Source organism: Microbacterium paraoxydans (assembly GCF_019056515.1).
In the GTDB taxonomy this organism is placed as follows: domain Bacteria; phylum Actinomycetota; class Actinomycetes; order Actinomycetales; family Microbacteriaceae; genus Microbacterium.
Genome location: NZ_CP064873.1, coordinates 972726 through 994657, shown reverse-complemented (window position 1 = coordinate 994657; position 21932 = coordinate 972726). Strand labels below are relative to the sequence as shown.

Annotated in this window: 18 protein-coding genes; 10 read left to right on the top strand and 8 right to left on the bottom strand. The window is 73.1% G+C overall.

Going from position 1 to position 21932, the window contains the following annotated elements:
- The first annotated feature begins 103 nt into the window (after nt 1-103).
- The 8 genes from IZR02_RS04675 (at nt 104) to paaZ (ending at nt 10130) form a co-directional block, all read left to right on the top strand.
- Nucleotides 104-1216 (top strand): thiamine pyrophosphate-dependent enzyme, encoded by a 1113-nt coding sequence (locus IZR02_RS04675; protein WP_025103848.1) that lies wholly within the window; start codon nt 104-106, stop codon nt 1214-1216.
- Nucleotides 1213-2241 (top strand): alpha-ketoacid dehydrogenase subunit beta, encoded by a 1029-nt coding sequence (locus IZR02_RS04670; protein WP_025103847.1) that lies wholly within the window; start codon nt 1213-1215, stop codon nt 2239-2241. Before IZR02_RS04675 ends, IZR02_RS04670 begins: the two co-directional genes overlap by 4 nt.
- A complete protein-coding gene (locus IZR02_RS04665) occupies nt 2238-3656 on the top strand; it encodes a dihydrolipoamide acetyltransferase family protein (RefSeq protein WP_025103846.1) in 1419 nt (472 codons plus the stop codon). Before IZR02_RS04670 ends, IZR02_RS04665 begins: the two co-directional genes overlap by 4 nt.
- A 133-nt stretch (nt 3657-3789) precedes the next feature.
- Complete coding sequence (locus IZR02_RS04660; protein WP_025103845.1) at nt 3790-5109, top strand: MFS transporter; 1320 nt, start codon at nt 3790-3792, stop codon at nt 5107-5109.
- A 119-nt stretch (nt 5110-5228) separates the two neighbouring features.
- Nucleotides 5229-6419, top strand: a complete 1191-nt coding sequence (locus tag IZR02_RS04655; RefSeq protein WP_025103844.1) for a thiolase family protein — start codon at nt 5229-5231, stop codon at nt 6417-6419.
- Nucleotides 6416-7162 (top strand): enoyl-CoA hydratase/isomerase family protein, encoded by a 747-nt coding sequence (locus IZR02_RS04650; protein WP_082758488.1) that lies wholly within the window; start codon nt 6416-6418, stop codon nt 7160-7162. Before IZR02_RS04655 ends, IZR02_RS04650 begins: the two co-directional genes overlap by 4 nt.
- Nucleotides 7159-8034: a 3-hydroxyacyl-CoA dehydrogenase family protein gene (locus IZR02_RS04645; protein ID WP_025103842.1), complete on the top strand. Its 876-nt coding sequence runs from the start codon at nt 7159-7161 to the stop codon at nt 8032-8034. Before IZR02_RS04650 ends, IZR02_RS04645 begins: the two co-directional genes overlap by 4 nt.
- Nucleotides 8035-8048: 14 nt before the next feature.
- Nucleotides 8049-10130, top strand: coding sequence for a phenylacetic acid degradation bifunctional protein PaaZ (paaZ, locus tag IZR02_RS04640; protein ID WP_025103841.1), 2082 nt, complete (start codon nt 8049-8051; stop codon nt 10128-10130).
- Between the two features lie 84 nt (nt 10131-10214).
- Here the strand turns inward: paaZ and IZR02_RS04635 are convergent, their stop codons facing one another.
- The 7 genes from IZR02_RS04635 to dhaK all read right to left on the bottom strand — a co-directional run bounded on the left by IZR02_RS04635 (nt 10215) and on the right by dhaK (nt 18288).
- Complete coding sequence (locus tag IZR02_RS04635) at nt 10215-10823, bottom strand: TetR/AcrR family transcriptional regulator (RefSeq protein ID WP_025103840.1); 609 nt, start codon at nt 10821-10823, stop codon at nt 10215-10217.
- A 63-nt stretch (nt 10824-10886) separates the two neighbouring features.
- Nucleotides 10887-12203 carry a phenylacetate--CoA ligase PaaK gene (gene paaK / locus IZR02_RS04630; protein ID WP_029989374.1) on the bottom strand — a complete coding sequence of 439 codons (1317 nt, stop codon included), beginning with the start codon at nt 12201-12203 and terminating at the stop codon, nt 10887-10889.
- 31 nt (nt 12204-12234) lie between these two features.
- Nucleotides 12235-12660: a hydroxyphenylacetyl-CoA thioesterase PaaI gene (gene paaI, locus IZR02_RS04625; RefSeq protein ID WP_025103838.1), complete on the bottom strand. Its 426-nt coding sequence runs from the start codon at nt 12658-12660 to the stop codon at nt 12235-12237.
- A 103-nt stretch (nt 12661-12763) separates the two neighbouring features.
- Nucleotides 12764-14062, bottom strand: coding sequence for a sensor domain-containing protein (locus tag IZR02_RS04620; protein WP_025103837.1), 1299 nt, complete (start codon nt 14060-14062; stop codon nt 12764-12766).
- A gap of 58 nt (nt 14063-14120) precedes the next feature.
- Nucleotides 14121-16658, bottom strand: coding sequence for a phosphoenolpyruvate--protein phosphotransferase (gene ptsP / locus IZR02_RS04615; protein WP_025103836.1), 2538 nt, complete (start codon nt 16656-16658; stop codon nt 14121-14123).
- Nucleotides 16655-17296, bottom strand: coding sequence for a dihydroxyacetone kinase subunit DhaL (gene dhaL / locus IZR02_RS04610; protein ID WP_025103835.1), 642 nt, complete (start codon nt 17294-17296; stop codon nt 16655-16657). The genes ptsP and dhaL overlap by 4 nt, the downstream gene beginning before the upstream one ends.
- Nucleotides 17296-18288 carry a dihydroxyacetone kinase subunit DhaK gene (dhaK, locus tag IZR02_RS04605; protein WP_025103834.1) on the bottom strand — a complete coding sequence of 331 codons (993 nt, stop codon included), beginning with the start codon at nt 18286-18288 and terminating at the stop codon, nt 17296-17298. Before dhaK ends, dhaL begins: the two co-directional genes overlap by 1 nt.
- A gap of 148 nt (nt 18289-18436) precedes the next feature.
- Here dhaK and IZR02_RS04600 point away from each other — a divergent pair, with 148 nt between their 5' ends.
- On the top strand, nt 18437-19204 hold the full coding sequence (locus tag IZR02_RS04600) for an IclR family transcriptional regulator (protein ID WP_025103833.1): 768 nt from the start codon (nt 18437-18439) through the stop codon (nt 19202-19204).
- Between the two features lie 31 nt (nt 19205-19235).
- Here the strand turns inward: IZR02_RS04600 and IZR02_RS04595 are convergent, their stop codons facing one another.
- Nucleotides 19236-21362 carry a RecQ family ATP-dependent DNA helicase gene (locus IZR02_RS04595; RefSeq protein WP_025103832.1) on the bottom strand — a complete coding sequence of 709 codons (2127 nt, stop codon included), beginning with the start codon at nt 21360-21362 and terminating at the stop codon, nt 19236-19238.
- A gap of 89 nt (nt 21363-21451) precedes the next feature.
- Here IZR02_RS04595 and IZR02_RS04590 point away from each other — a divergent pair, with 89 nt between their 5' ends.
- A complete protein-coding gene (locus tag IZR02_RS04590; protein WP_025103831.1) occupies nt 21452-21871 on the top strand; it encodes a pilus assembly protein CpaE in 420 nt (139 codons plus the stop codon).
- The last annotated feature ends 61 nt before the right edge of the window (nt 21872-21932 follow it).

Genomic DNA, 21932 nt, shown 5'->3' with positions numbered 1-21932 from the left:
TGGCACGTCGCGAGCAATCGTCCACGATCCCGCGACGGATCTTGGATGACTGTCACACGCGCGGCATGCTGTCCTCATCGAGTTCGGCAAGGAAGGCGGACGGATGCACCCCCACGACATGCTCCCGCGGGACACCGCGGTACGACTGGTCGCCGAGGACGGGACCACCCTCCCCGACGAGACCTACGCGCTCCCCGCCGCCGACGTCCTGCTGGCGGCCTACCGCGGCCTCGTCGAAGGCCGCCGCATCAACGATCAGGCCGGCGCGCTCGTGCGCCAGGGCCGCCTCGCGGTCTACCCGTCGTCGCACGGCCAGGAGGCCTGCCAGGTGGCCGCGGCGATGGTGCTCGGCGACACCGACTGGCTCTTCCCCACGTACCGCGACTCGGTCGCCGTGATCGCCCGCGGCGTCGCTCCCGCGGAGGCGATGGTGCTCCTCAAGGGCGACTGGCACTCGGGCTACGACGTGCGTGCGCACCGCGTCGCCCCGCAGGCCACCCCACTCGCGACCCAGCTGCTGCACGCGGTCGGCTTCGCGCAGGCGGCGAAGCACCGCGGCGAGGACACCGTGGTGCTCGCGCTCTGCGGCGACGGCGCGACGAGCGAGGGCGACTTCCACGAGGCGATGAACTTCGCGGCGGTGTTCCACGTGCCCGTCGTGTTCTTCGTGCAGAACAACGAGTTCGCAATCTCGGTCCCCCTCTCCCGGCAGACCGCCGCCCCCTCCCTCGCCCATAAGGCGGTCGGCTACGGCATGCCGGGACAGCGCGTCGACGGCAACGACGTGGCCGCGGTCCTCGCGGTGCTCACGGAGGCCGTCGACCGCGCCCGCGCCGGCGGCGGCCCCTCTCTCGTCGAGGCCCACACGTACCGCATGCAGGCGCACACCAACGCCGACGACGACACCCGCTATCGCGAACGCGAGGAGGTGCAGGCCTGGCTCGCCCGCGATCCGCTGCTCCGCCTGCGCGCGCACCTCACCGCGACGGGGACGCTGGACGACGAGGCAGAAGAGCGCTTCGCCGCGGGTGCGGAGGAGATCGCCGCCGCCATGCGCACCGCCCTGAACACCGATGCGGAGCTCGACCCGGAAGACCTCTTCCGCTTCGTGACCGCGACCCGCTCGCCGCAGCGTGAGGAGCAGTGGCAGCTCCTCCGGGAGGAGATCGAGCGCTCCCACCCCGCCGAGACGATGACGACCGGAGGCCCCCGATGACCATCGCCGAGCACGAGACGCCGGTCGCGACGGACGCCGGCACCACCACGACCATGACCATGGCCGCCGCCCTCAACCGCGCTCTCGCCGACGCCCTCGCCGCCGACCCCGACGTGGTCGTGTTCGGAGAGGATGTGGGAGCCCTCGGCGGCGTCTTCCGCATCACGGACGGACTCACCGCCCGCTTCGGCGAGGACCGCTGCTTCGACACCCCGCTCGCGGAGTCCGGCATCATCGGCACCGCCGTCGGCATGGCGATGAACGGGATGCGCCCCGTGGTCGAGATGCAGTTCGACGCCTTCGCCCTGCCCGCGTTCGAGCAGATCGTCAGCCATGTCGCGAAGCTCGGCAACCGCACCCGCGGCGGGATGCGCATGCCGCTCGTGATCCGCATCCCGTTCGGCGGCGGCATCGGGGGCGTCGAGCACCACTGCGACTCGTCCGAGGCGTACTACGCGCACACGCCCGGCCTCACCGTCGTGAGCCCGTCCACCCCGCAGGACGCCTACTCGCTGCTCCGGGCGGCCATCGCCGCGCCGGACCCGGTGGTCTTCCTCGAGCCCAAGAAGCTCTACTGGTCGAAGGGCGAGGTCGACACCGCCGTGACGGCGGAGATCGGCGCGGCGCGCATCGCCAGGGAGGGCACCGACGTGACCCTCCTCGCGTACGGAGCCTCCGTGCCGCTCGCGCTGGAGGCGGCTGAGGTCGCCGCGGGCGAAGGGCGCAGCGTGCAGGTGGTCGACGTGCGCTCCCTCTCCCCCTTCGACGACGAGACGGTCACCGCGGCGGTGCGGTCCACGGGACGCGCGGTCGTGATCGCCGAGGCCCCGGGATTCGTCAGCGTCGCCTCCGAGATCCAGGCCCGGGTGTTCGAGCGCTGCTTCGAGTACCTGGAGGCCCCGGTGCGGCGGGTGACCGGTTTCGACACCCCCTACGCGCCGCCGAAGTTCGAGCACTGGTACCTGCCGGACGTCGATCGGGTGCTCGACGCGATCGACACGCTGCACTGGGAGGACGAAGCATGAGCACCCCGGTGAAGACCGCGACCCGCGTGTTCCGCCTCCCCGACCTCGGCGAGGGACTCACCGAGGCCGGCCTCGTGCAGTGGCTGGTGTCCGTCGGCGACACGATCGCGACCGACCAGGCCATCGCCGAGGTCGAGACCGCGAAGAGCGTCGTGGAACTGCCCTCGCCGTTCGCGGGCGTTGTGACGGCGCTGCACGGCACACCCGGCGACACCATCGACGTCGGGGCCCCGGTGCTGGAGGTCGCCGACCCCGGCAGCGAGGAGACCACGTCCGCGCCGCAGGCCCCCGCCGCGCAGCCCGAGCACGAGGCGTACCGGCAGGAGGAGCGGGCGGGGTCGGGCAACGTCCTCATCGGGTACGGCACCTCCGCGTCCGCCTCGACGGGTCGGCGACGCCGCCCCGTGGCGCCACGCCCCGCACCGGCACCCGCCTCGTCAGCACCCGCACCCGCCGCACCCGCCGCGACCGCTCCGGAGTCGCCCGCACCGGCCCCCCGCGACGCCGCGCGACCCGCGCCGGTCGCCGTGCGGTCGCCACTCGTGCGGCGCCTCGCCCGGGATCTGGGCCTCGACGTGCACGCGATCTCCCCCACCGGAGCGGACGGGGCGATCACGCGCGCCGACGTGCTGCGCGCCGCCGTGGACCATGCGGTGGACGGCGTCGCCGCGGCCCCGGCGCCGACCTCCGCGACCGCTCCCACCGGCGAGATCGACGGCCTCCCGGTCCGCAGCCGCGAGCGCCTGTCCCCGCTGCGCCGTACCGTGAGCGCCCGGCTCGCCCAGAGCCGCTCGGAGATCCCCGAGGCCACCGTGTGGGTCGACGTCGACGCCACCGAGCTCTGGGACCTCCGCGGGCGGATGGCTCCCGAGGGCGCGAAGGCCCCGTCGATCACGGCGCTCCTCGCGCGGTTCGTGCTGCTCGCACTGGAGGACTACCCGGTCCTCGCCTCGCGGCTCAGCGACGACGGCTCCGAGTTGATCTCGTTCGACGGCGTGAACCTCGGCGTCGCGGCCGACACCGAACGCGGCCTCCTCGTCCCGGTCGTCCCGCACGCGCACCGGCTCACGGTCGCCGACCTCGACGCCGCCCTGCGCGAGCTCGCGGCCACCGCGCGCGCCGGCACGCTCCCGCCCGAGCGGCTCCGCGGATCGACCTTCACGCTCAACAACTACGGCGGGCTCGGCGTCGACGGCTCCGCGGCGATCATCAATCACCCCGACGTCGCGATCCTCGGCATCGGCCGGATCATCGAGCGGCCCTGGGTCGTGGACGGGGCGATCGTGCCGCGTCGCATCGTCCAGCTCTCGCTCGTGTTCGACCACCGCGTCTGCGACGGCGGGTATGCGGCCGGATTCCTCCGCCGCGTGGTGGAGCTCATCGAGCATCCGCTCCGCGCCTTCGGGCGGGTCTGAGGTCGACCGGCCGGCGAACCCTCGTGGGCGGAGCGCCGATACGCTACGCTCGGCGATTACTGACCGATCATTCGGTAAGTCATCGCCGACGTACCCGCGTCGGCGCTCCCCCTCGCAGAACAACGGAGTTCGCATGACCTCAGCCACCGCAGCCGCCTCGTCGACCGGAAGGATGCCCGCCGAGGAGCGGCGCGTCCTCGCCGGCACCCTCGTGGGGACGTCGATCGAATGGTACGACTTCTTCATCTACGCCCAGGCGGCGGGCCTCGTGCTCGCCCCGCTCTTCCTCGCCCCCATCGCGGAGTCGAGCCCCGGGCTCGCCCAGGTGCTCTCCTTCGCGACCATCGGCATCTCGTTCCTGTTCCGCCCACTCGGCGCTATCGTCGCCGGACACCTCGGCGACAAGCTCGGCCGGAAGAAGATGCTCGTCTTCACCCTCGTGATGATGGGGCTGTCCACCTCCCTCATCGGTCTGCTGCCCACGTACGCCGCCATCGGCGTCGCCGCCCCGATCCTCCTGATCCTCCTGCGCATCCTGCAGGGCTTCTCGGCCGGCGGCGAATGGGGCGGCGCAGCCCTCATGGCCGTCGAGCACGCACCGACGGCGCGACGCGGCCTGTTCGGCGCGTTCCCGCAGATCGGCGTGCCGGTCGGCATGATCCTCGCCACGTTCACCCTCTGGGCCCTCACGAGCTCGATGTCCCCCGAGGCCTTCCTCGAATGGGGCTGGCGCATCCCGTTCCTGCTCTCGATCGTGCTCATCGCGGTCGGCTACGTCATCCGTCGCGCGGTCGACGAGAGCCCCGTGTTCGAAGACCTCCGTCGCCGCCGCAAGGAGGCCTCGGCGCCGCTCGGGCAGCTCTTCCGCGCGCACACGAAGCAGGTCGTGCTCACGGCCGTCATCTTCATCGCCAACAACGCCGCCGGATACCTGCTGATCGCGTTCTTCGCGACGTACGCCGTCACGGCTCTCGGCATGGAGCGCCCGCCGGTGCTGCTGGCGACCACGCTCGCCTCGTTCGGCTGGCTGATCTTCACACTGTGGGGCGGCGCGCTGTCCGACCGCCTCGGCCGCATCCGCACGTTCCAGATCGGTTACGTCGCCCTCGCCGTGTGGGCCATCCCGATGTGGTTCCTCATCGACACCGCGAACATCGTCTGGTACTTCGTCGCCCTGTTCGTCATGACGTTCGCGCTTGGACTCTCGTACGGCCCGCAGGCGGCGCTGTACGCCGAGATGTTCCCCGCGAACGTGCGCTACTCGGGCGTCTCGATCGGCTACGCCCTCGGGGCCATCCTCGGCGGCGCGTTCGCACCGATGATCGCGGAGGCGCTGCTGAACCAGTTCCACGCCGCGTGGACGATCGGCGTCTACATCGCGGTCGCGTCGATCATCTCGCTCATCGGCGTCTCGCTGGTGAAGGAGACGAAGGGCGTGGATCTCAGCGTCTGACTCCTGGTCCGGGATCGCGGCCGGCCGTGCGCCTGTGCCATAATTACCTTACGATCGGTCAGTAATTCACGACCGGCCGCTCCCGGACCACACCAGGACGACGAAGTCAGGAGATCCGCATGCCAGAGGCCTACCTCGTCGGAGGGGTCCGCACCCCGGTCGGCCGCTACGGCGGCTCCCTCTCCGCCGTCCGTCCCGACGACCTCGCGGCGCTCGTCGTCGGCGAGGCCGTGCGCCGCGCCGGGCTCGACCCGGCGCGTACGGAGCTGGACGAGGTCATCCTCGGCGCCGCCAACCAGGCCGGAGAGGACAACCGGAACGTCGCCCGGATGGCCGTGCTCCTCGCCGGCCTCCCCGACACCGTGCCGGGCATCACGGTCAACCGCCTGTGCGCCTCCGGGATGTCCGCCGTCACCATGGCCGCACAGGCGATCCGCGCGGGCGACGCCGATCTCCTCGTCGCCGGGGGCGTCGAGTCCATGACCCGCGCCCCCTGGGTGCAGGCCAAGCCGGAGAAGGCGTGGGCGAAGCCCGGCGCCGCCTTCGACACCTCGATCGGCTGGCGCTTCCCGAACCCGCGCCTCGCCGCACGCGACAAGGCCACCTTCACGATGCCGGAGACCGCGGAGGAGGTCGCCCGGGTCGACGGCATCACACGCGCCGAGGCCGACGCCTTCGCCGTCCGCTCGCAGCAGCGCGCCGCCGCCGCGATCGCCGCCGGCCGCTTCGCCCCGGAGATCGTCGGCGTGCCGGTCCGCGACGGCGAGGTGCTCGTCGACGAGGGGCCGCGCCCGGATACCACCCTCGAGGTGCTCGCGCGCCTCCGTCCCGTCGTGGCCGGCGGAGAGGTCGTCACGGCCGGCAACTCCAGCGCCCTCAACGACGGCGCCTCGGCCGTGCTCGTGGCGAGCGCCGAAGCCGTCGAGCGCCACGGGCTGACGCCCCGCGCCCGGATCGTCGTCGGCACCTCCGCCGCCCTGGCTCCGGAGATCATGGGACTCGGACCGGTCCCCGCGACGGAGAAGGCGCTGCGCCGTTCGGGGCTCTCCCTCGACGACATCGGCGCCGTGGAGCTCAACGAGGCGTTCGCCTCGCAGTCGCTCGCCTGCATCCGGCGGCTGGGCCTCGATGAGGACCGCGTGAACGCCGACGGCGGCGCCATCGCTCTCGGGCACCCACTCGGCTCGTCCGGCTCGCGCCTGCTCGTGACGCTGATGGGACGCATGGAGCGCGAGGACTCCCGCTACGGCCTCGCCACGATGTGCGTCGGCGTCGGCCAGGGCGCGGCCGTGATCCTGGAGAAGGTGTGAGCGGCGCGGACGAGCCGCTGCTCGTCACCCGCACCGCGGACCGCGTCGTCGCGACCCTGAACCGTCCGCACAAGCGCAACGCGATCGACCAGGCCACGATCGACGCGCTGCACGCGCTGTGCGCCGAGCTGGAGGAGACGCCGCGCACGCTCATCCTCACCGGCGCCGACGGGGTGTTCGCGGCGGGCGCCGACATCGCCGAGCTCCGGGACCGTCGCGCCGACGACGCCCGCCGCGGCATCAACGCCCACGCGTTCGTCCGCGTCGCGGAGCTGCCGATGCCCGTCATCGCCGCGATCGACGGCTACGCGCTCGGCGGTGGCGCGGAACTCGCGTATGCCGCCGACATCCGCCTCGCGACGCCGACCCTGAAGATCGGCAACCCGGAGACCGGCCTGGGCATCCTCGCCGCCGCCGGAGCGAGCTGGCGCCTCAAGGAGATCGTGGGCGACGCCCGCGCCATCGAGCTGCTGCTGACCGGCCGCACGGTGCACGCCGAGGAAGCGGTCCGCATCGGTCTCGTCTCCTCGTTGCACGAGGTCGCCGACCTCCTCGCCGCCGCCCACGCGGTCGCCGACCGCATCGCCCGCAACGACCCCGCGGCGACCATCGCGACCAAGCGGGTGTTCCGGGCGCCGCGCGACCAGCACCCCGCGGTCGACCTCGAGGAGCAGGCCGCGCTGTTCGAGAGCCCGGAGAAGCACCGTCGCATGACCGCCTTCCTGGAACGGAGAGACCGATGAGCACGCCCGCCTCCCCCGAAGCCGCAGCCCCGGCCCGTGTCGGCGTGCTCGGCGGTGGACGCATGGGCGCCGGCATCGCCCACGCCTTCCTCCTCGCCGGAGCCCCCGTGACGGTGGTCGAGCGGGACGACGCCGCCGCCGCGGCCGCCGCCGCCCGCGTGCACGGGTCGATCGACGCCTCGCTCGCCCGCGGCACGGCGATCGAGACGGGCGAGGCCTACCGGGCCCGGTTCGCGACCGGGACCGACGCCGCCCTGTTCGCGGACTGCACCCTCGTCGTCGAGGCCGTCCCGGAGGAGCTGGCGCTCAAGATCGACGCCCTCACCCGCGTCGAGCGCCACCTCGCCGACGACGCGGCCCTCGCGTCCAACACGTCGTCCATCTCGATCGACGAGCTCGCGGCGGTGCTCGACCGCCCCGAGCGCTTCCTCGGGATGCACTTCTTCAACCCGGTGCCCGCCTCGACCCTCGTGGAGGTGGTCCGTGGCGGCGCGACCGCGGAGACTTTGGTCGCGGACGCCACCTCCTGGGTCCGCGCGCTGGGGAAGACGCCCATCGTCGTCGCCGACGCCCCGGGTTTCGCTTCGTCACGGCTGGGCGTCGCCCTCGGCCTCGAGGCGATCCGGATGCTCGAGGACGGCGTCGCCTCCGCCGCCGACATCGACGCCGCCATGACCCTGGGCTACAAGCACCCGGTGGGGCCGCTCCGACTCACCGACATCGTCGGGCTGGACGTCCGGCTCGGCATCGCCGAGTACCTCGCGGCGCAGCTCGGCTCGCGCTTCGAACCCCCGACCCTGCTGCGCCGCCTCGTGGCGGAGGGGCACCTCGGCCGCAAGAGCGGACGCGGCTTCTACGAATGGGACGACTGATGAAAGGAACCCCCATGACCGAGATCCTCCCCAGCTACGTGCAGGGCTCCTGGTGGACGCCCGCCTCCGACGCGGACGCCACCGCGGTGCGCGACGCCTCGACCGGGGAGACGGTGGCCCGCGTCTCCACCACCGGTCTCGACCTCGGCGCGACGCTCGACTACGCCCGCACCACCGGCCAGGCCGCGCTCGGCGAGCTCACGTTCCACCAGCGCGCCGTGCTGCTCAAGCAGCTCGCGCTCGCGCTGACCGCCCGCAAGGAGGAGCTGTACGCGCTCTCCAGCCGCACCGGCGCCACCGCGCAGGACTCCTGGGTCGACATCGACGGCGGCATCGGCGTGCTCTTCGCGTACTCCAGCAAGGGCCGCCGCGAGCTGCCGAATGCGAAGGTCTACGTCGACGGCGCCGTGGAGAACCTGTCCCGGGACGGCTCCTTCCTCGGTCGGCACATCTACACCCGGCTGCCCGGGGTGGCGGTGCAGATCAACGCCTTCAACTTCCCCGTGTGGGGCTCGCTGGAGAAGTTCGCGCCGGCCTTCCTCGCCGGTGTCCCCACGGTCGTGAAGCCCGCCACCCCCACCGGCTACCTCACCGAGGCCATGGTGCGCGTGATGGTGGAATCGGGTCTGCTGCCCGAGGGGTCGCTGCAGCTCGTGTCCGGCAGCGTGCCCGACCTCTTCGAGCACCTGCGCCTCGGCGACCTCGTCGCGTTCACCGGCTCGGCGTCGACGGCGGAGCGGCTGCGGGCTCACGACGCGGTGCAGACCGGCGGGGTCCGCTTCACCAGCGAGACCGACTCGATCAACGCCTCGGTCCTCGGCACGGATGCGGCGACCGGCACGCCGGAGTTCGACGCCTACGTGAAGCAGCTCGTCGCGGAGATGACGTCGAAAGCCGGGCAGAAGTGCACCGCGATCCGGCGGGCGATCGTGCCGGAGGACGCGGTGGACGACGTGATCGCCGCCGTGCGCGACCGGCTCGCCGCGCGGATCGTCGTGGGCGACCCGCGCGCCGAGGGCGTGACCATGGGACCGCTCGCCTCGACGGCCCAGCGCGACGAGGTGCTCCGGCAGGTGGCGCGACTCCGCGAGGGCGGCGGCGAGCTCGTGATCGGCTCCCCCGAGACGCCGACGGTCCGCCGTGCGGACGGCAGCGAGGGCCCGGCGGAGGACGGCGCGTTCGTGGCGCCGATGCTCCTGCGCTTCACCGATGCGACGAGCCCCGCCGTGAACGAGATCGAGGCGTTCGGCCCCGTCTCCAGCATCCTCGGCTACCGCACGCTGGACGAGGCGGCCTCGCTCGTGGCCCGGGGCGGCGGCTCGCTCGTGACGAGTGTCGCGACGCACGACCCGGAGGTCGCGACCACGCTCGCCGCGGGGATCGCCGCGTACAACGGCCGCGTGCTCTTCCTCGACCGCGACGACGCCCGCAGCTCGACCGGCCACGGCTCCCCGCTCCCGAACCTCGTGCACGGCGGCCCCGGTCGCGCCGGCGGCGGCGAGGAGCTCGGCGGCATCCGGGCGGTGCTGCACCACATGCAGCGCACCGCGGTGCAGGGCTCCCCGGAGATGATGACCGCGCTCACCGGCGTCTGGCACCAGGGGGCCTCGGCCCGCCCGTTCGACACCGACGACGGCGTGCACCCCTTCCGGAAGTCGCTGGCGGAGCTGCGCATCGGCGATCAGGTCGTCAGCCCCTCGCGCACCGTCACCCTCGACGACATCGAGACGTTCGCGGCGTTCACGGGCGACACGTTCTACGCGCACATGGACGAGGCGTCGGCGGCGGCGAACCCGTTCTTCCCCGGACGCGTGGCCCACGGCTACCTGCTGGTGTCGTGGGCGGCCGGGCTCTTCGTCGATCCGGCTCCCGGTCCCGTGCTTGCGAACTCCGGGCTGGAGAACCTGCGCTTCGTGACCCCGGTGTCCCCCGGCGACGAGATCCGCGTCGAGCTCACCGCCAAGCAGATCACGCCGCGGGAGACCGACGAGTACGGCGAGGTGCGCTGGGACGCGGTCCTGAAGAACCAGGACGACGAGCTCGTCGCGACCTACGACGTCCTGACTCTCGTCGCGAAGGAGCTCACCCCCGCCTGATCCCGAGCCCCCGGGTTCTCGTCGAGGCCCCGCCCTTCCCACGCGGACACGGCGGGGCCTCGGCGCGAAGACGGGGTTTCGGGGTCAGGGGTGGCGGAGGCCGTCGAGGGCGATCGCGACGACGTCGTCGGCGAGACGATCGGCGTCCTCGCGACCGCCGGGACGGTACCACTCCACGATCGAGTTGATCATGCCGAACGTCAGGCGGGCGACGACGGCCGCGTCGATGTCGGAGCGCAGGGCGCCCTCGGCCTGCGCCTCCGCGACGAGGGCCGTGATGCGACGGTCGAACGCCCGGCGCCGGGTGAGGGCGCGGCGCTCGACGTCGGTGTTCCCGCGCACGCGCAGCAGCAGCGTCACGGCGGGGAGCTGGTCCACGAGCACATGAACGGCCCCGCGGAGCACGTGCTCCAGGCGGGCGACCGCATCGGCGGCTCCCCCGCTGTCCGGGAGGGGCGCGTCGACCACCGCCTCCAGCCCGCCGAGGGCGCTGTCGAGGGCGCGGTCGAGCATCTCGTCCTTCGACCCGAAGTGATGGTAGATCGCCGACTTCGACAGCCCGAGGCGCTCGGCGAGCATCCCGATCGAGGTCGCGTCGTAGCCGTGCTCGTTGAAGGCGGCCACCGCGACGGCGAGGATCCCCTGCTGGTCGTACCCGGGGCGGCCGCGCCGCGTGGTCTGCATCTCGGACATCCCCCTCAGTCTCGCACCGCCCGCCGCGCGCATCGCGGAGGTCGACGCCGAGACCCCCGCGTGTCAGCGCAGGTCGTAGACGCGCTTGTACTTGCCCTCGCTGCGCGGCAGTGCACCCGGCTCCTCCAGCCGTACGGCGACCGACGAGCCGATGAACACCTTGATGCGCTGCACCAGCACCTGCGCCGCCGCCTCGCACGTCTCCACGGACAGGTCGGGGTGTCGCTCGATACGGACGGTGAGGGCGTCCATCCGCCCTTCCTTCGTCAGCTCCAGGATGAAGTGCGGCGTGAGCTGCTCGATCCCGAGCACCAGCTCCTCGATCTGCGTCGGGAAGAGGTTGACGCCGCGCAGGATGATCATGTCGTCGTTGCGCCCGGTGACCTTCTCCATCCGCCGCATACCCGGACGCGCCGTGCCGGGGAGCAGGCGGGTGATGTCGCGCGTGCGGTAGCGGATGACGGGGAACGCCTCCTTGGTGAGCGAGGTGAAGACGAGCTCGCCCCGTTCGCCGTCCGGCAGCGCCTGCAGGGAGTCGCCGTCGATCACCTCGGGCAGGAAGTGGTCCTCCCACAGATGCGGGCCGTCCTTGGTCTCGAGGCACTCGTTGCCGACGCCCGGCCCCATCACCTCGCTGAGCCCGAAGATGTCGAGGGCGTCGATGCCGAGCCGCTGCTCCAGCTCGTGCCGCATCTCGTTGGTCCAGGGCTCCGCGCCGAGCACCGCGACCTGGAGCGAGGTGGACCGCGGGTCGATGCCCTGCGCGGCCATCGCGTCGGCGATCGTGAGGAGGTAGCTCGGGGTGCACAGGATCGCGTCCGGCTCGAAGTCGCGGATGAGCTGCACCTGCCGGGCGGTCTGTCCGCCCGACATCGGGATCACGGTGGCGCCCAGGGCTTCGATGCCGGCATGCGCCCCGAGCCCACCCGTGAACAGGCCGTACCCGTAGGCGTTGTGCACCTTCATGCCGCGCCGGATGCCGCTGGCGCGGAGCGACCGGGCCACCAGCGTCCCCCAGCGGTCGAGGTCGCCGCGCGTGTAGCCGACGACGGTCGGGCGGCCCGTGGTGCCGCTGGACGCGTGGATGCGGGCGACGTCGGCCATCGGCACCGCGAACATCCCGAACGGGTACGTCTCGCGCAGGTCGTCCTTAGTGGTGAAGGGCAGCCGGTGCACGTCGTCGAGCGTGCGGATGTCGTCGGGATGCACGCCCGCCTCGTCGAACTTCCGCGTGTAGAGCGGAACGTTGCGATAGGCGTGCTGCACGGTCCACCGGAGGCGCTCGAGCTGCAGGCGCTCGATCTCGGCGCGGCTCATCCGCTCCTCGGGGTCGAGCTCGTCGGTCGTCGGCGGGCGGAGGGCGGAGGCGGGGGCGGTCATCGTCGACACGGGGACTCCTCGGAACGGCGGATCAGAAGGTCTGGGAGGTGGTGCGGGAGCGGCCGCGGAACTCGGCGACCGCGTCGCCCTGCTCGTCCACGACCGTCACGTCGTAGAGGCCGGAGCGACCGGTGCGGGTGCGGCGGACGGCCGTCGCGGTGAGCGTCTGCCCCGCGACGGTGGGCTTGAGGAACGAGATGTCGGCACCGGCGGCCACCGTCACCCGGTCGTCTTCGTTGCAGGCGATCGCGAAGGCGGTGTCGGCGAGCGCGAACACGAGCCCGCCGTGGGTGATCTGGAAGCCGTTGGTCATGTCCTCACGGACGCGCATCGACACGACCGCGTGCCCCGGGTCGTCGCGTTCGACCACGAGCCCGAGCATCGCCGAGGCCCGGTCGCGTTCCATCATGGCCCGGTTCGGCCGCACGGCCTCCGCCGTATCCGTCGCCTCCGTCATCGCCGACCTCCTCGTCGCGCTGGGACGGGACGACCGCGTCCCGTCCGCCCATACTAACTGAACGATCGGTCAGTAACGCAAGGGTGTCGGGGACGCGGGTGGGTCACTCGATCCGGAACGGCGTCCGCAGCGTCGCGTCCTCCACGGTGACGCCGGTGATCACCGCCGCCGGGTCGGAGAAGTCGCGATCCGCGCGGAAGCGGATCGTGCCTCCCTCCCGCGTGGACCATTCGTAGAAGTACTCGCCGGACGAGACCACGCGGAGGAACGTGCCCTCCGGGAAGGCCGCGACCGCCTCCGTCAGCGGAGCGCCGATCCGGACTCCCTCGGCGGCGGGCAGCGCGGCGCCGTCCGGCTCGACGTCGCCCTGGATGTTCGCGATGCCGGCGGCGACCGCCGCCAGCGCATCCCCCTGCTCGGCGAAGTGCAGCACGAGGCGGGACGTCCCGTCGGCGCTCACGACGCGCACCTGCCGGTCGGACCAGTCGAACTCCTCCACGGTGGCCCCCGGGATCGCCGCCACCGCCTCCTCGCGCGAGGTGCCCAGCACGAGGGGGCCCACACCCGTCGTCGTCATCTCCCAGTCGCTCCACGGAGCGGCGGGGTCGGCGGGCGCCGGGGTCTCGGCGACCGGCGGGTCGTCCGTGAGCTCCTCGACGAGAGCGGCTTCCGCCTCGACCGCCCGATCCCGGAGGAGCAGAGCCGCGCGCTCGGCGTCGAACGCGGAGCCGTCGAGCGCCGGCTGCCGCAGGTGCACGACGACGTTGCCGACGGCGGCGAAGGCGTGGTGCACGCGCCAGGGGTTTCCGCCGGAGTTCATGGTCATCGCGCCGGCGAAAGCCCGCACGCCCTCCTCATCGGGCACGGCGACCGCGTTGAAGGTGCCTTCACCCCGAGCGTCGAACTGCGCGCAGCGGTCGACGGTCGAGGCGAGCAGATCCATGCGCTCGGCCGCCACGTCCTCCGACGCGAACTGGAGGATCTCCTGCTTGCCGCTGTTCTGCGTGTCCTCGGCGTCCGCCCAGGGCACCGTGCGCGCCCCGATGCTGAACATCGAGGTCTCCATGATCAGCATCCCGCACACGGACGGGGTGAAGTCCGGGCCGCCCCCGTCCGCGTACTGCAGCAGAATGTCGTCGACCTCACCCGCCGGCGGCGCGGACGGAAGCAGGTCGGCGACCTCGGCCGGCGTGAGCGCGAAGGCGTCGAGGTCGTCCCCCACGAACAGGAGCGGGCCGTCGTACGGCTCCGGCGTCGGCGTCTCCGTCACCGGAGAGGCGGTCGTGGGCGTCGCCTCCGGGGTCGCCGCGCATCCGGGCACGGCGATCAGCGCCGCTGCCGTCGCCGCCGCGAGGAACGCCGCGCCGCGCCTCTTCCGCCTCCCGGGCACCGCAGCCGTCATGAACCCCTCCGAGTGGTCTCGTGCGCACCGATGCGCGCCCCTGAGGGAAGGATAGCGGTCAGGATCCGGGACTCAGGACGCCGGCGGCCGCCCGCCGCGCGTCCGCCGCGGTTCTCGCGCCGCTCGCGCCCTCGGCCGCCCGCCGGCAGGCATCGGCGTCCACGGCATCGAGCGCGGCCGCCACCCGCCCGAGGGCGCGCGGCGTCATCGACAGCGAGGTCGCTCCGAGCCCGACCAGCACGGGGGCGAGTGCCGGGTCACCGGCCGCCTCCCCGCAGATGCCGACGGCCTTGCCCGCCGCGCGTCCCGCCGCCCCGACCGTCCCGATGAGCCGCAGGACCGCCGGCTGCCAGGGATCGTTGAGATCGGCGAGCGCACTGGACAGCCGGTCCGCGGCGAGGGTGTACTGCGCGAGATCGTTGGTCCCGAGACTCACGAAGTCCACGACCTCGAACAGCTCGGCGGCCAGCAGCGCCGCCGCCGGGGTCTCGATCATGATCCCCGCTCTGTCCAGCCCCGCGGCACGGCACCGCGCCGCGAAGTCCGCGGCCTCGTCGACCGTGGCGACCATCGGGGCCATGACCTCCACCTCGGCGGATTCCGCATCGGCGGCCCTGGCCAGCGCGCGGAGCTGATCGTCGAGGAGTGCGGGCCGGCGACGGGAGAGGCGCAGGCCCCGCACACCGAGCGCGGGGTTCTCCTCGTCGTCGTCGTTCGCGAACGGCAACGGCTTGTCGCTCCCCGCATCCAGCGTGCGCACGACGACCTTCCGCCCGGGGAATGCGCGCAGCACCCCGCGGTACGCCTCGACCTGCTCCTCGATGCTCGGCGCCGCTGTCCGGTCGAGGAAGCAGAACTCGGTGCGGAAGAGTCCGACCCCCTCGGCGTGCGCCGCGGCCGCGCTCCCGGCATCCGCGGCGCCCCCGACGTTGGCCAGGAGCGGCACGCGGGTCCCGTCGGCGAGACGACCCCGCCCGTCGAAGGTCACCACGACGGCCGCGGCCCGGGCCTCGGCGATCTCCGCCTCGTCCGGGTCGACGTGGACCGTGCCGCGATCCCCGTCGACGAGGAGCATGGCCCCCTCGGGGATGCCGGTCGCCCCTGGCACCCCGACCACGGCGGGAAGTCCCAGTGCCCGCGCGATGATCGCCGTGTGCGACGTGGGCCCGCCGTCCGCGGTCACGAGAGCGACGCAGCTCCCGCCGTCCAGCGCTGCCGTGTCGGCGGGTGCGAGGTCGGTCGCGACGAGCACGAACGGCTCATCGCGCTCGGGGACCCCGGGCATGTCCACCCGGAGGATCTCGGCGATCATGCGGTCCCGGACGTCACGGATGTCGGCGGCGCGCTCCGCCATCCTCCCGCCGAGCGCTGCGAGCGCCGCCTCGTGTGCCGCGGACGTCTCCCAGACTGCCCGCGCCGCCGTGCGGCCCTGAGCGCGCACGAGGGCGGTGGCTTCCGCGACGAGCTCCGGGTCCGAGGCGAGGAGCCGGGACGCGTCCAGGATCGCCCGCGCCTCTCCGCGGGCCCGTTCGGCGCGCGAACGCAGCTGATCGGCGACGGCGACCGCCGCCCACTCGATCGTGGAGACCTCGGCCTCCCGACCCTCCGGCGGGACGACGGTCTCGGCATCCGGTTCCGGGAGTGCCGGTGCGAGGGACACCGCCCTCGCGGCCACCCGTCCCGGGCTGACGCCGCGGCCCTGCAGCACGGATCCGGAGACGATCTCCGGCGTCGGCGCCGGTTCGTGGTCGGCCCGGGCTCCCGTCTGGTCGTCCCCGGCTGTGCCGAGCGCGGGTGCGGTTCCGGGGCCGCCGGTGGCGCCCTCGTCCGTCTCGACGCCCTCGCCGAATCCTCCCTGGAAGAGCGAGACCAGGCGGTCGATCGCCGCCTCGGCATCCGCTCCCCGACCCGTGAGCTCGAACTCGGTCCCCTGCCGCGCGCCGAGTGCGAGCAACCGGGTCAGGCTCCCGGCCGCGGCCTCCGGGCCGTCCGGCAACCGCCGCAGACGCACGTCCGCGCCCGCCGCCGCTTCCGCGATCAGTGCGGCGGGGCGGGCATGGATGCCGAGAGGATTGCGCACCCGCACCCGACGGGACACCGTCTCCCCGGCCGGCTCCGACCCGTCAGGAGCGCGCTCCGCGGGCGACGTCACGATGTCCTCAGCCGTCGCATCGTCCGTCGGGCCGAGCTGACCGGTCTTCGCGGCGAGGGCCGACGCGGCTTCAGCGGCGACCGCATCGAGGTCGCCCCCGGCCGCCGCGGCCACCACCGCGGCGAGGAGCCCCTCGACGAACGGCGCGGGCGCGAGCCGCACCGGCACGTCGCTGCTGCGCAGCTCCAGCGCGAGCTCGGCGCTCAGCACGGCCGACCCGAGGTCCATGAGCACGAGCACGCCGTCGACCTCGGCGGCGAGTTCATCGATCGCCGCCGACACCGCGACGGCGTCCGTCCCGAGGATGGGCGCGCCGTCCGCGTCCACGCCGGCCCCGGCCGCCACGCGGACCCGCGCGCCGCCGCCCGGCACCATCTGCAGGGCGAGTTCGAGCGCCGCCTCCCCGAGCCGGGCGCTGTGGGAGACGGCGACGATCCCGATCATCCGGCGTCCGCGAGGGCCGCCGCGAGCGCCTCGAACAGGAGCGCGGTCGAGGCGGCTCCGGGGTCGAGGTGGCCCGCGCTGCGTTCACCGAGGTAGCTCGCCCTGCCCTTCCGGGCGACGAGCGGCACCGTGGCGTCGCGGCCGGCGGCCGCGGCATCCGCCGCCGCCCTGGCGGCAGCCGCGGCATCGGCTCCTCCGGCGAGGGCGGAGTCGAAGGCGTCCACCGCGGGCGCCATGGCGTCGAACATCGTCTTGTCGCCCGCCTCGGGCTTGCCCCGCGCGACGATGCCCTCGAGGCCCGCCCGGAGCGCGACGGCGAGCGCCGGTCCGTCGAGCGACGTGACCGCACCGGCGGACATCCCCATGCGCAGGAAGAACGTGCCGTAGAGGGGCCCGCTCGCGCCGCCCACCGAGCTCACCAGGGTCATGCCGACGGTCTTGAGCAGCTCGTCGATCGTCGCGGGCGTCGTCGCCGCGAGCTTCTCCCCGACCGCCGAGAAGCCCCGCGCCATGTTCGCGCCGTGATCGGCGTCCCCGATGGCGGAGTCCAGTTCAGTGAGCCAGTCCCGCTGCGCCGTGACGGCTTCCCGGTACCGGGAGATCCAGTCGACGAGGGCGTCGGTGCCGACGGCCGCCATCACGCGCCCCACCGCAGGCCGGGGGTGATCACCGGGGCGTCCCACAGCCGCAGCAGCTCGTCGTCGGCCTTGAGCACCGTGACGGAGCACCCGGCCATGTCGAGGGACGTGATGTAGTTGCCGACCAGGTTGCGCGCGATCTGCACTCCGGACCTCTCCAGGATCGACGCGACCTCGCCGTACATGAGGTAGAGCTCGATCAGGGGCGTGGCCCCCATGCCGTTGAGCATCACGATCGCAGGCCCGGTGGCGTCGAGGTCGCCCAGGATCGGCTCGACGAGCTGCCGCGCGATCTCCGACGCGGGGGCGAGCGGCTCACGGTGGCGTCCCGGCTCGCCGTGGATGCCGATGCCGATCTCCATCTGGTCGTCGGGGAGGTCGAAGGTGGGCTTGCCCGCGGCGGGGACCGTACAGCTGGTGAGGGCCATGCCCATGGAGCGCCCCTGACCGTTGATGCGCTTCGCGAGGTCGACCACGGCCGCGAGGTCGCGGCCCTCCTCCGCAGCGGCCCCCACGAGCTTCTCCAGCAGGACCGTGAGGCCGACGCCTCGGCGCCCCGCGGTGTAGAGCGAGTCCTGCACGGCCACGTCGTCGTCCACGACGACCGTGCCCACCTCGATCCCTTCCATGGCGGCGAGCTCGGCGGCCATCTCGAAGTTCAGCACGTCGCCGGTGTAGTTCTTGACGATGTGCAGCACGCCGGCGCCGCGGTCGACCGCCTGGGTGGCGACCTGCACGCGGTCGGGGGTGGGCGAGGTGAAGACCTCGCCGGCGACGGCCGCGTCGAGCATGCCGGTGCCGACGTAGCCGCCGTGCAGGGGCTCATGGCCGGATCCGCCGCCGGAGACGACGGCCACCTTGCCCTGAGCCTTCGGTGTCGCCCGGGTGATGACGTGGTTCTCCAGGTCGACCGAGAGTTCGGGGTGTGCGGCGGCGACGCCCTTCAGGGACTCGACGAGGACGTCCTCCGGGGCGTTGATGAGCTTCTTCATCCTGCGATCTCCTTTGATGCGGCGTGAGTCTCGAGCAAAAATCCGAAAGGAATTCGTCAATGTCGAATATGCTCGGAGCCTGCCGGGTTGTCAAGATCGATCCGGCGACCGGAGACCCGGCTCGACGACGACCGGAAGGAGGACGCGCATGATCCAGGCGATCGATCGCGCGGCGAAGATCCTCGACCTGCTCCAGGGCGCCCGCCACCTCGGCATCACGGACCTCTCTGCGGCCCTGAGCCTGCCGCCGTCGACCGTGCACGGCCTCGTGAAGTCGCTGCGCGCGCACGGCCTCGTCGCGAAGGAGCGCGGCGGACAGCGGTACATGCTCGGCCCCACCCTGCTGCGACTGAGCAACGTGTACCTCGACACCCTGGACGTGCGGGCGCGGGCGATGCGCTGGACGCAGGAGTTGGCGCGACGCACGGGGATGTCCGTGCGCCTCGGCGCCCCGCACCTCACGGACGTCCTCGTGATCCACCACAACCTCCGCCCCGACGACAGCCCGCAGATGCTGGAGACGGGGATGGCGGTCCCCGCGCACGCCTCCGCGATGGGGAAGGTGCTCCTCGCGTACGACCAGGGCTTCCAGCAGAGCGTGTTCGCCGAGCCCCTGCGCAGTCTCACCGGCGACACGGTCACCGACGTAGCCCGACTGACCCTCGAGCTGCCGGGGATCGCGGAGCGCGGGACGGCGGCGGAGAGCGATGAGGCCGTCCTCGGTGAGTCGTCCCTCGCGGCACCGATCGCCGACGCCTCGAACACGATCGTCGCCGCGGTGGCCGTCGTGCTGCCGACCGCGGAGGCACCGGCATCCGACGCCGTCGTGCACGCGCTCCGCGAGACGGCACGGAACATCTCCCGCGAACTCGGCGCGACGTCCTGGCCACCGCCCGTGGCCCCCGCCGAGGACTGACGGCGGGCGCGTCCACCCTCGATCCCGGCGGTCAGCCGCGCAGGGCGAGTGCGAACGGCAGCACGGCCGTGGCCCCGGCCTGTCGCACCGTGCGCGCCGCGACCGTCAGGGTCCAGCGACTGTCGATGAGGTCGTCGACGAGCAGCACCGGGCCGGCGGGGACCTCGAGATGCGCCGCGTCGAAGCGGTCCCACACCCCCGCGAGCCGGAACACGCTGTTCCCGCCCGCCTGCCCCGAAGGCCCTCCGCCGCGCCACTCCAGCGCGCCGAGGTAGGGCAGCCGCCCGATCTCGGACAGCCCGCGGGCGAGGGAGTCGACGAGCTGCGGATGCGACCGCGACGGCATCGCGACAACAGCCACCGGCCGCTCCGCCCAGCCCCACCCCGCGAGCACGCGCACGCAGGCCTGCAGCAGCGCCGGGCTGATCGGCGCGTCCGGGGCACCTGCCGCGAAGATCTCGCGCAGCGTGCCGCCCCAGCCGAGGTCGGTGAGCCGGGCGAGGGCACGCCCTTCGTCGGCCTGCTCTCCCGCGGGGATGCGGCCGCGCACCGGCACGTCGAGGCGGTCGGCCCCTGTCGGCCACGCGCGACGCGGCTCGACCGGCACGCCCACCCGGTCGAGGGAGGCGGCCGCCTGTGCGCTCGCCGTCTGCGCGACCTCCGCCGGGAACCACACGCCCGCGCAGTTGTCGCACCGGCCGCACGGGGCCGCGGTGTCGTCGTCGAGGGCCCGCTGCAGGAAGGCCATCCGGCAGCCGTCCGTGCGCTCGTACTCGAGCATGTGCTCCTGCTCCGCCACCCGCTCGGCGGCGATGCGCTCGTAGCGTTCGGCGTCATACGTCCACGGCTGTCCCGTCGCGACCCACCCACCCTGCACCCGACGCACGGCACCATCCACGTCGAGCACCTTCAGCAGCAGCTCGAGCGGCGTGCGGCGGATGTCGACGAGGGCCTCCAGCGCCGGCGTCGAGATCGGGCTGTCGCCGAGCGCCGCGATCACCCGTTCCGCACGCTCCCGATCGGGCATCGACGCGGTCGCGAAGTAGTGCCAGATCTCGCGGTCTTCGACACCGGGGAGCAGGAGCACGTCGGCGCTCTCGCTGGCACGCCCCGCTCGTCCCACCTGCTGGTAGTACGCCACCGGTGAGGACGGCGCGCCGAGGTGGACGACGAACCCGAGGTCCGGCTTGTCGAACCCCATGCCGAGGGCGCTGGTCGCGACGAGGGCCTTCACCTCGTTGCGCTTGAGCAAGCCCTCCGACTCCGCACGCTCCTCGGGGTCGGTCTGCCCCGTGTAGGCGCGCACGTCATGGCCGTGGTCGCGCAGGAACCGCGCGGTGTCGACCGCCGCCGCCACCGTCAGCGTGTAGATGATCCCGCTGCCCGGGAGATCGTCGAGGTGGCTGAGCAGCCAGGCCAGGCGGCTCGCCGAGTCCTTGAGGCGGAGCACCCCGAGCCGCAGCGAGGTACGGGCGAGCGGCCCCCGGATCGTGAGCACGCGCACCGCCTCCGCTCCACCCGTGCCACCCGGCAGCGCCCCGAGCTGCTCGGCCACGTCGGCCACCACGCGGGAGTTCGCCGTCGCGGTCGTCGCCAGCACCGGCACGTCGGCGGGCATCTGCGCGATGAGGTCGCGCAGTCGGCGGTAGTCCGGACGGAAGTCGTGCCCCCAGTCGCTGATGCAGTGCGCCTCGTCGACGACGAGCATGCCGAGCCGCGCCACCAGCGCGGGCAGCTGCTCCTCGCGGAAGGCCGGGTTGTTGAGCCGCTCCGGCGAGACGAGCAGGACGTCCACGTCGTCTCCGGCGAGCCGCTCCTGGACCTCGGCCCACTCGTGGGCGTTCGTCGAGTTGATCGCCACGGCGCGCACGCCCGCGCGCTCGGCCGCGGCGATCTGGTCGCGCATGAGCGCCAGGAGCGGGGAGACGAGCACGGTCGGGCCGGCTCCCTGCCGGCGGCGGAGCAGGGTCGCGACGAAGTACACCGCCGACTTCCCCCACCCGGTGCGCTGCACCACGAGCGCGCGGCGACGCCCCTCCACCAGCGCCTCGATCGCCTCGAACTGGCCGTCGTGGAAGTCGACGTCGGGACGGCCGACGAGTTCGCCGAGGGCGGCGCGGGCGGCCTCGCGGAGGGGAACGGCGGTCGGAGAGGTCATGCCCTCCACTCTGCCGCAGACCTCGGACAGGACTCCGCCCGCCGCCCGCTCTCGGTGGATGACCGGTGGGATGGCCGTAGCGTGGAGGAATGATCACCCGCGAACTCGCCGTCGCGCTCCGCGATGCCGGTCTGAACTGGAAGCCCGCGGAGGGTGACCGGTTCCAGCTCGATCTGCCCGACGAGGTGGAGCTGGAAGCCGAGGCCGACGTCTTCACGGTGAGCGCGATGACCATCGAGGCGCGGCAGACGCCGGCCGGCACGGACCTCGCCTTCAACGGCACGACGGAGTGGGCGCTCGACGCCGTGACCCTCGCCGATGCGGTGTGGCTGCCGCGCGAGGACCAGCTGCGCGACCTGCTCCGCGGGACGTTCCGCGCCCTCACCCGCCTCCCCGACACGTTCCGCGTCGAGATCGAGCTCGGCGGCGCTCCCCTGCTGTTCGAGCACCCGGACCCGGCGGAGGCCTACGGCCGCGCGCTGCTGGCGCTGATCTCGCGCTCCCGCTGACACGCCCTGTTGAATCGGGCCGTCGCGTGTGTCAGAATTACCTAACGATCGGTCAGTAAAG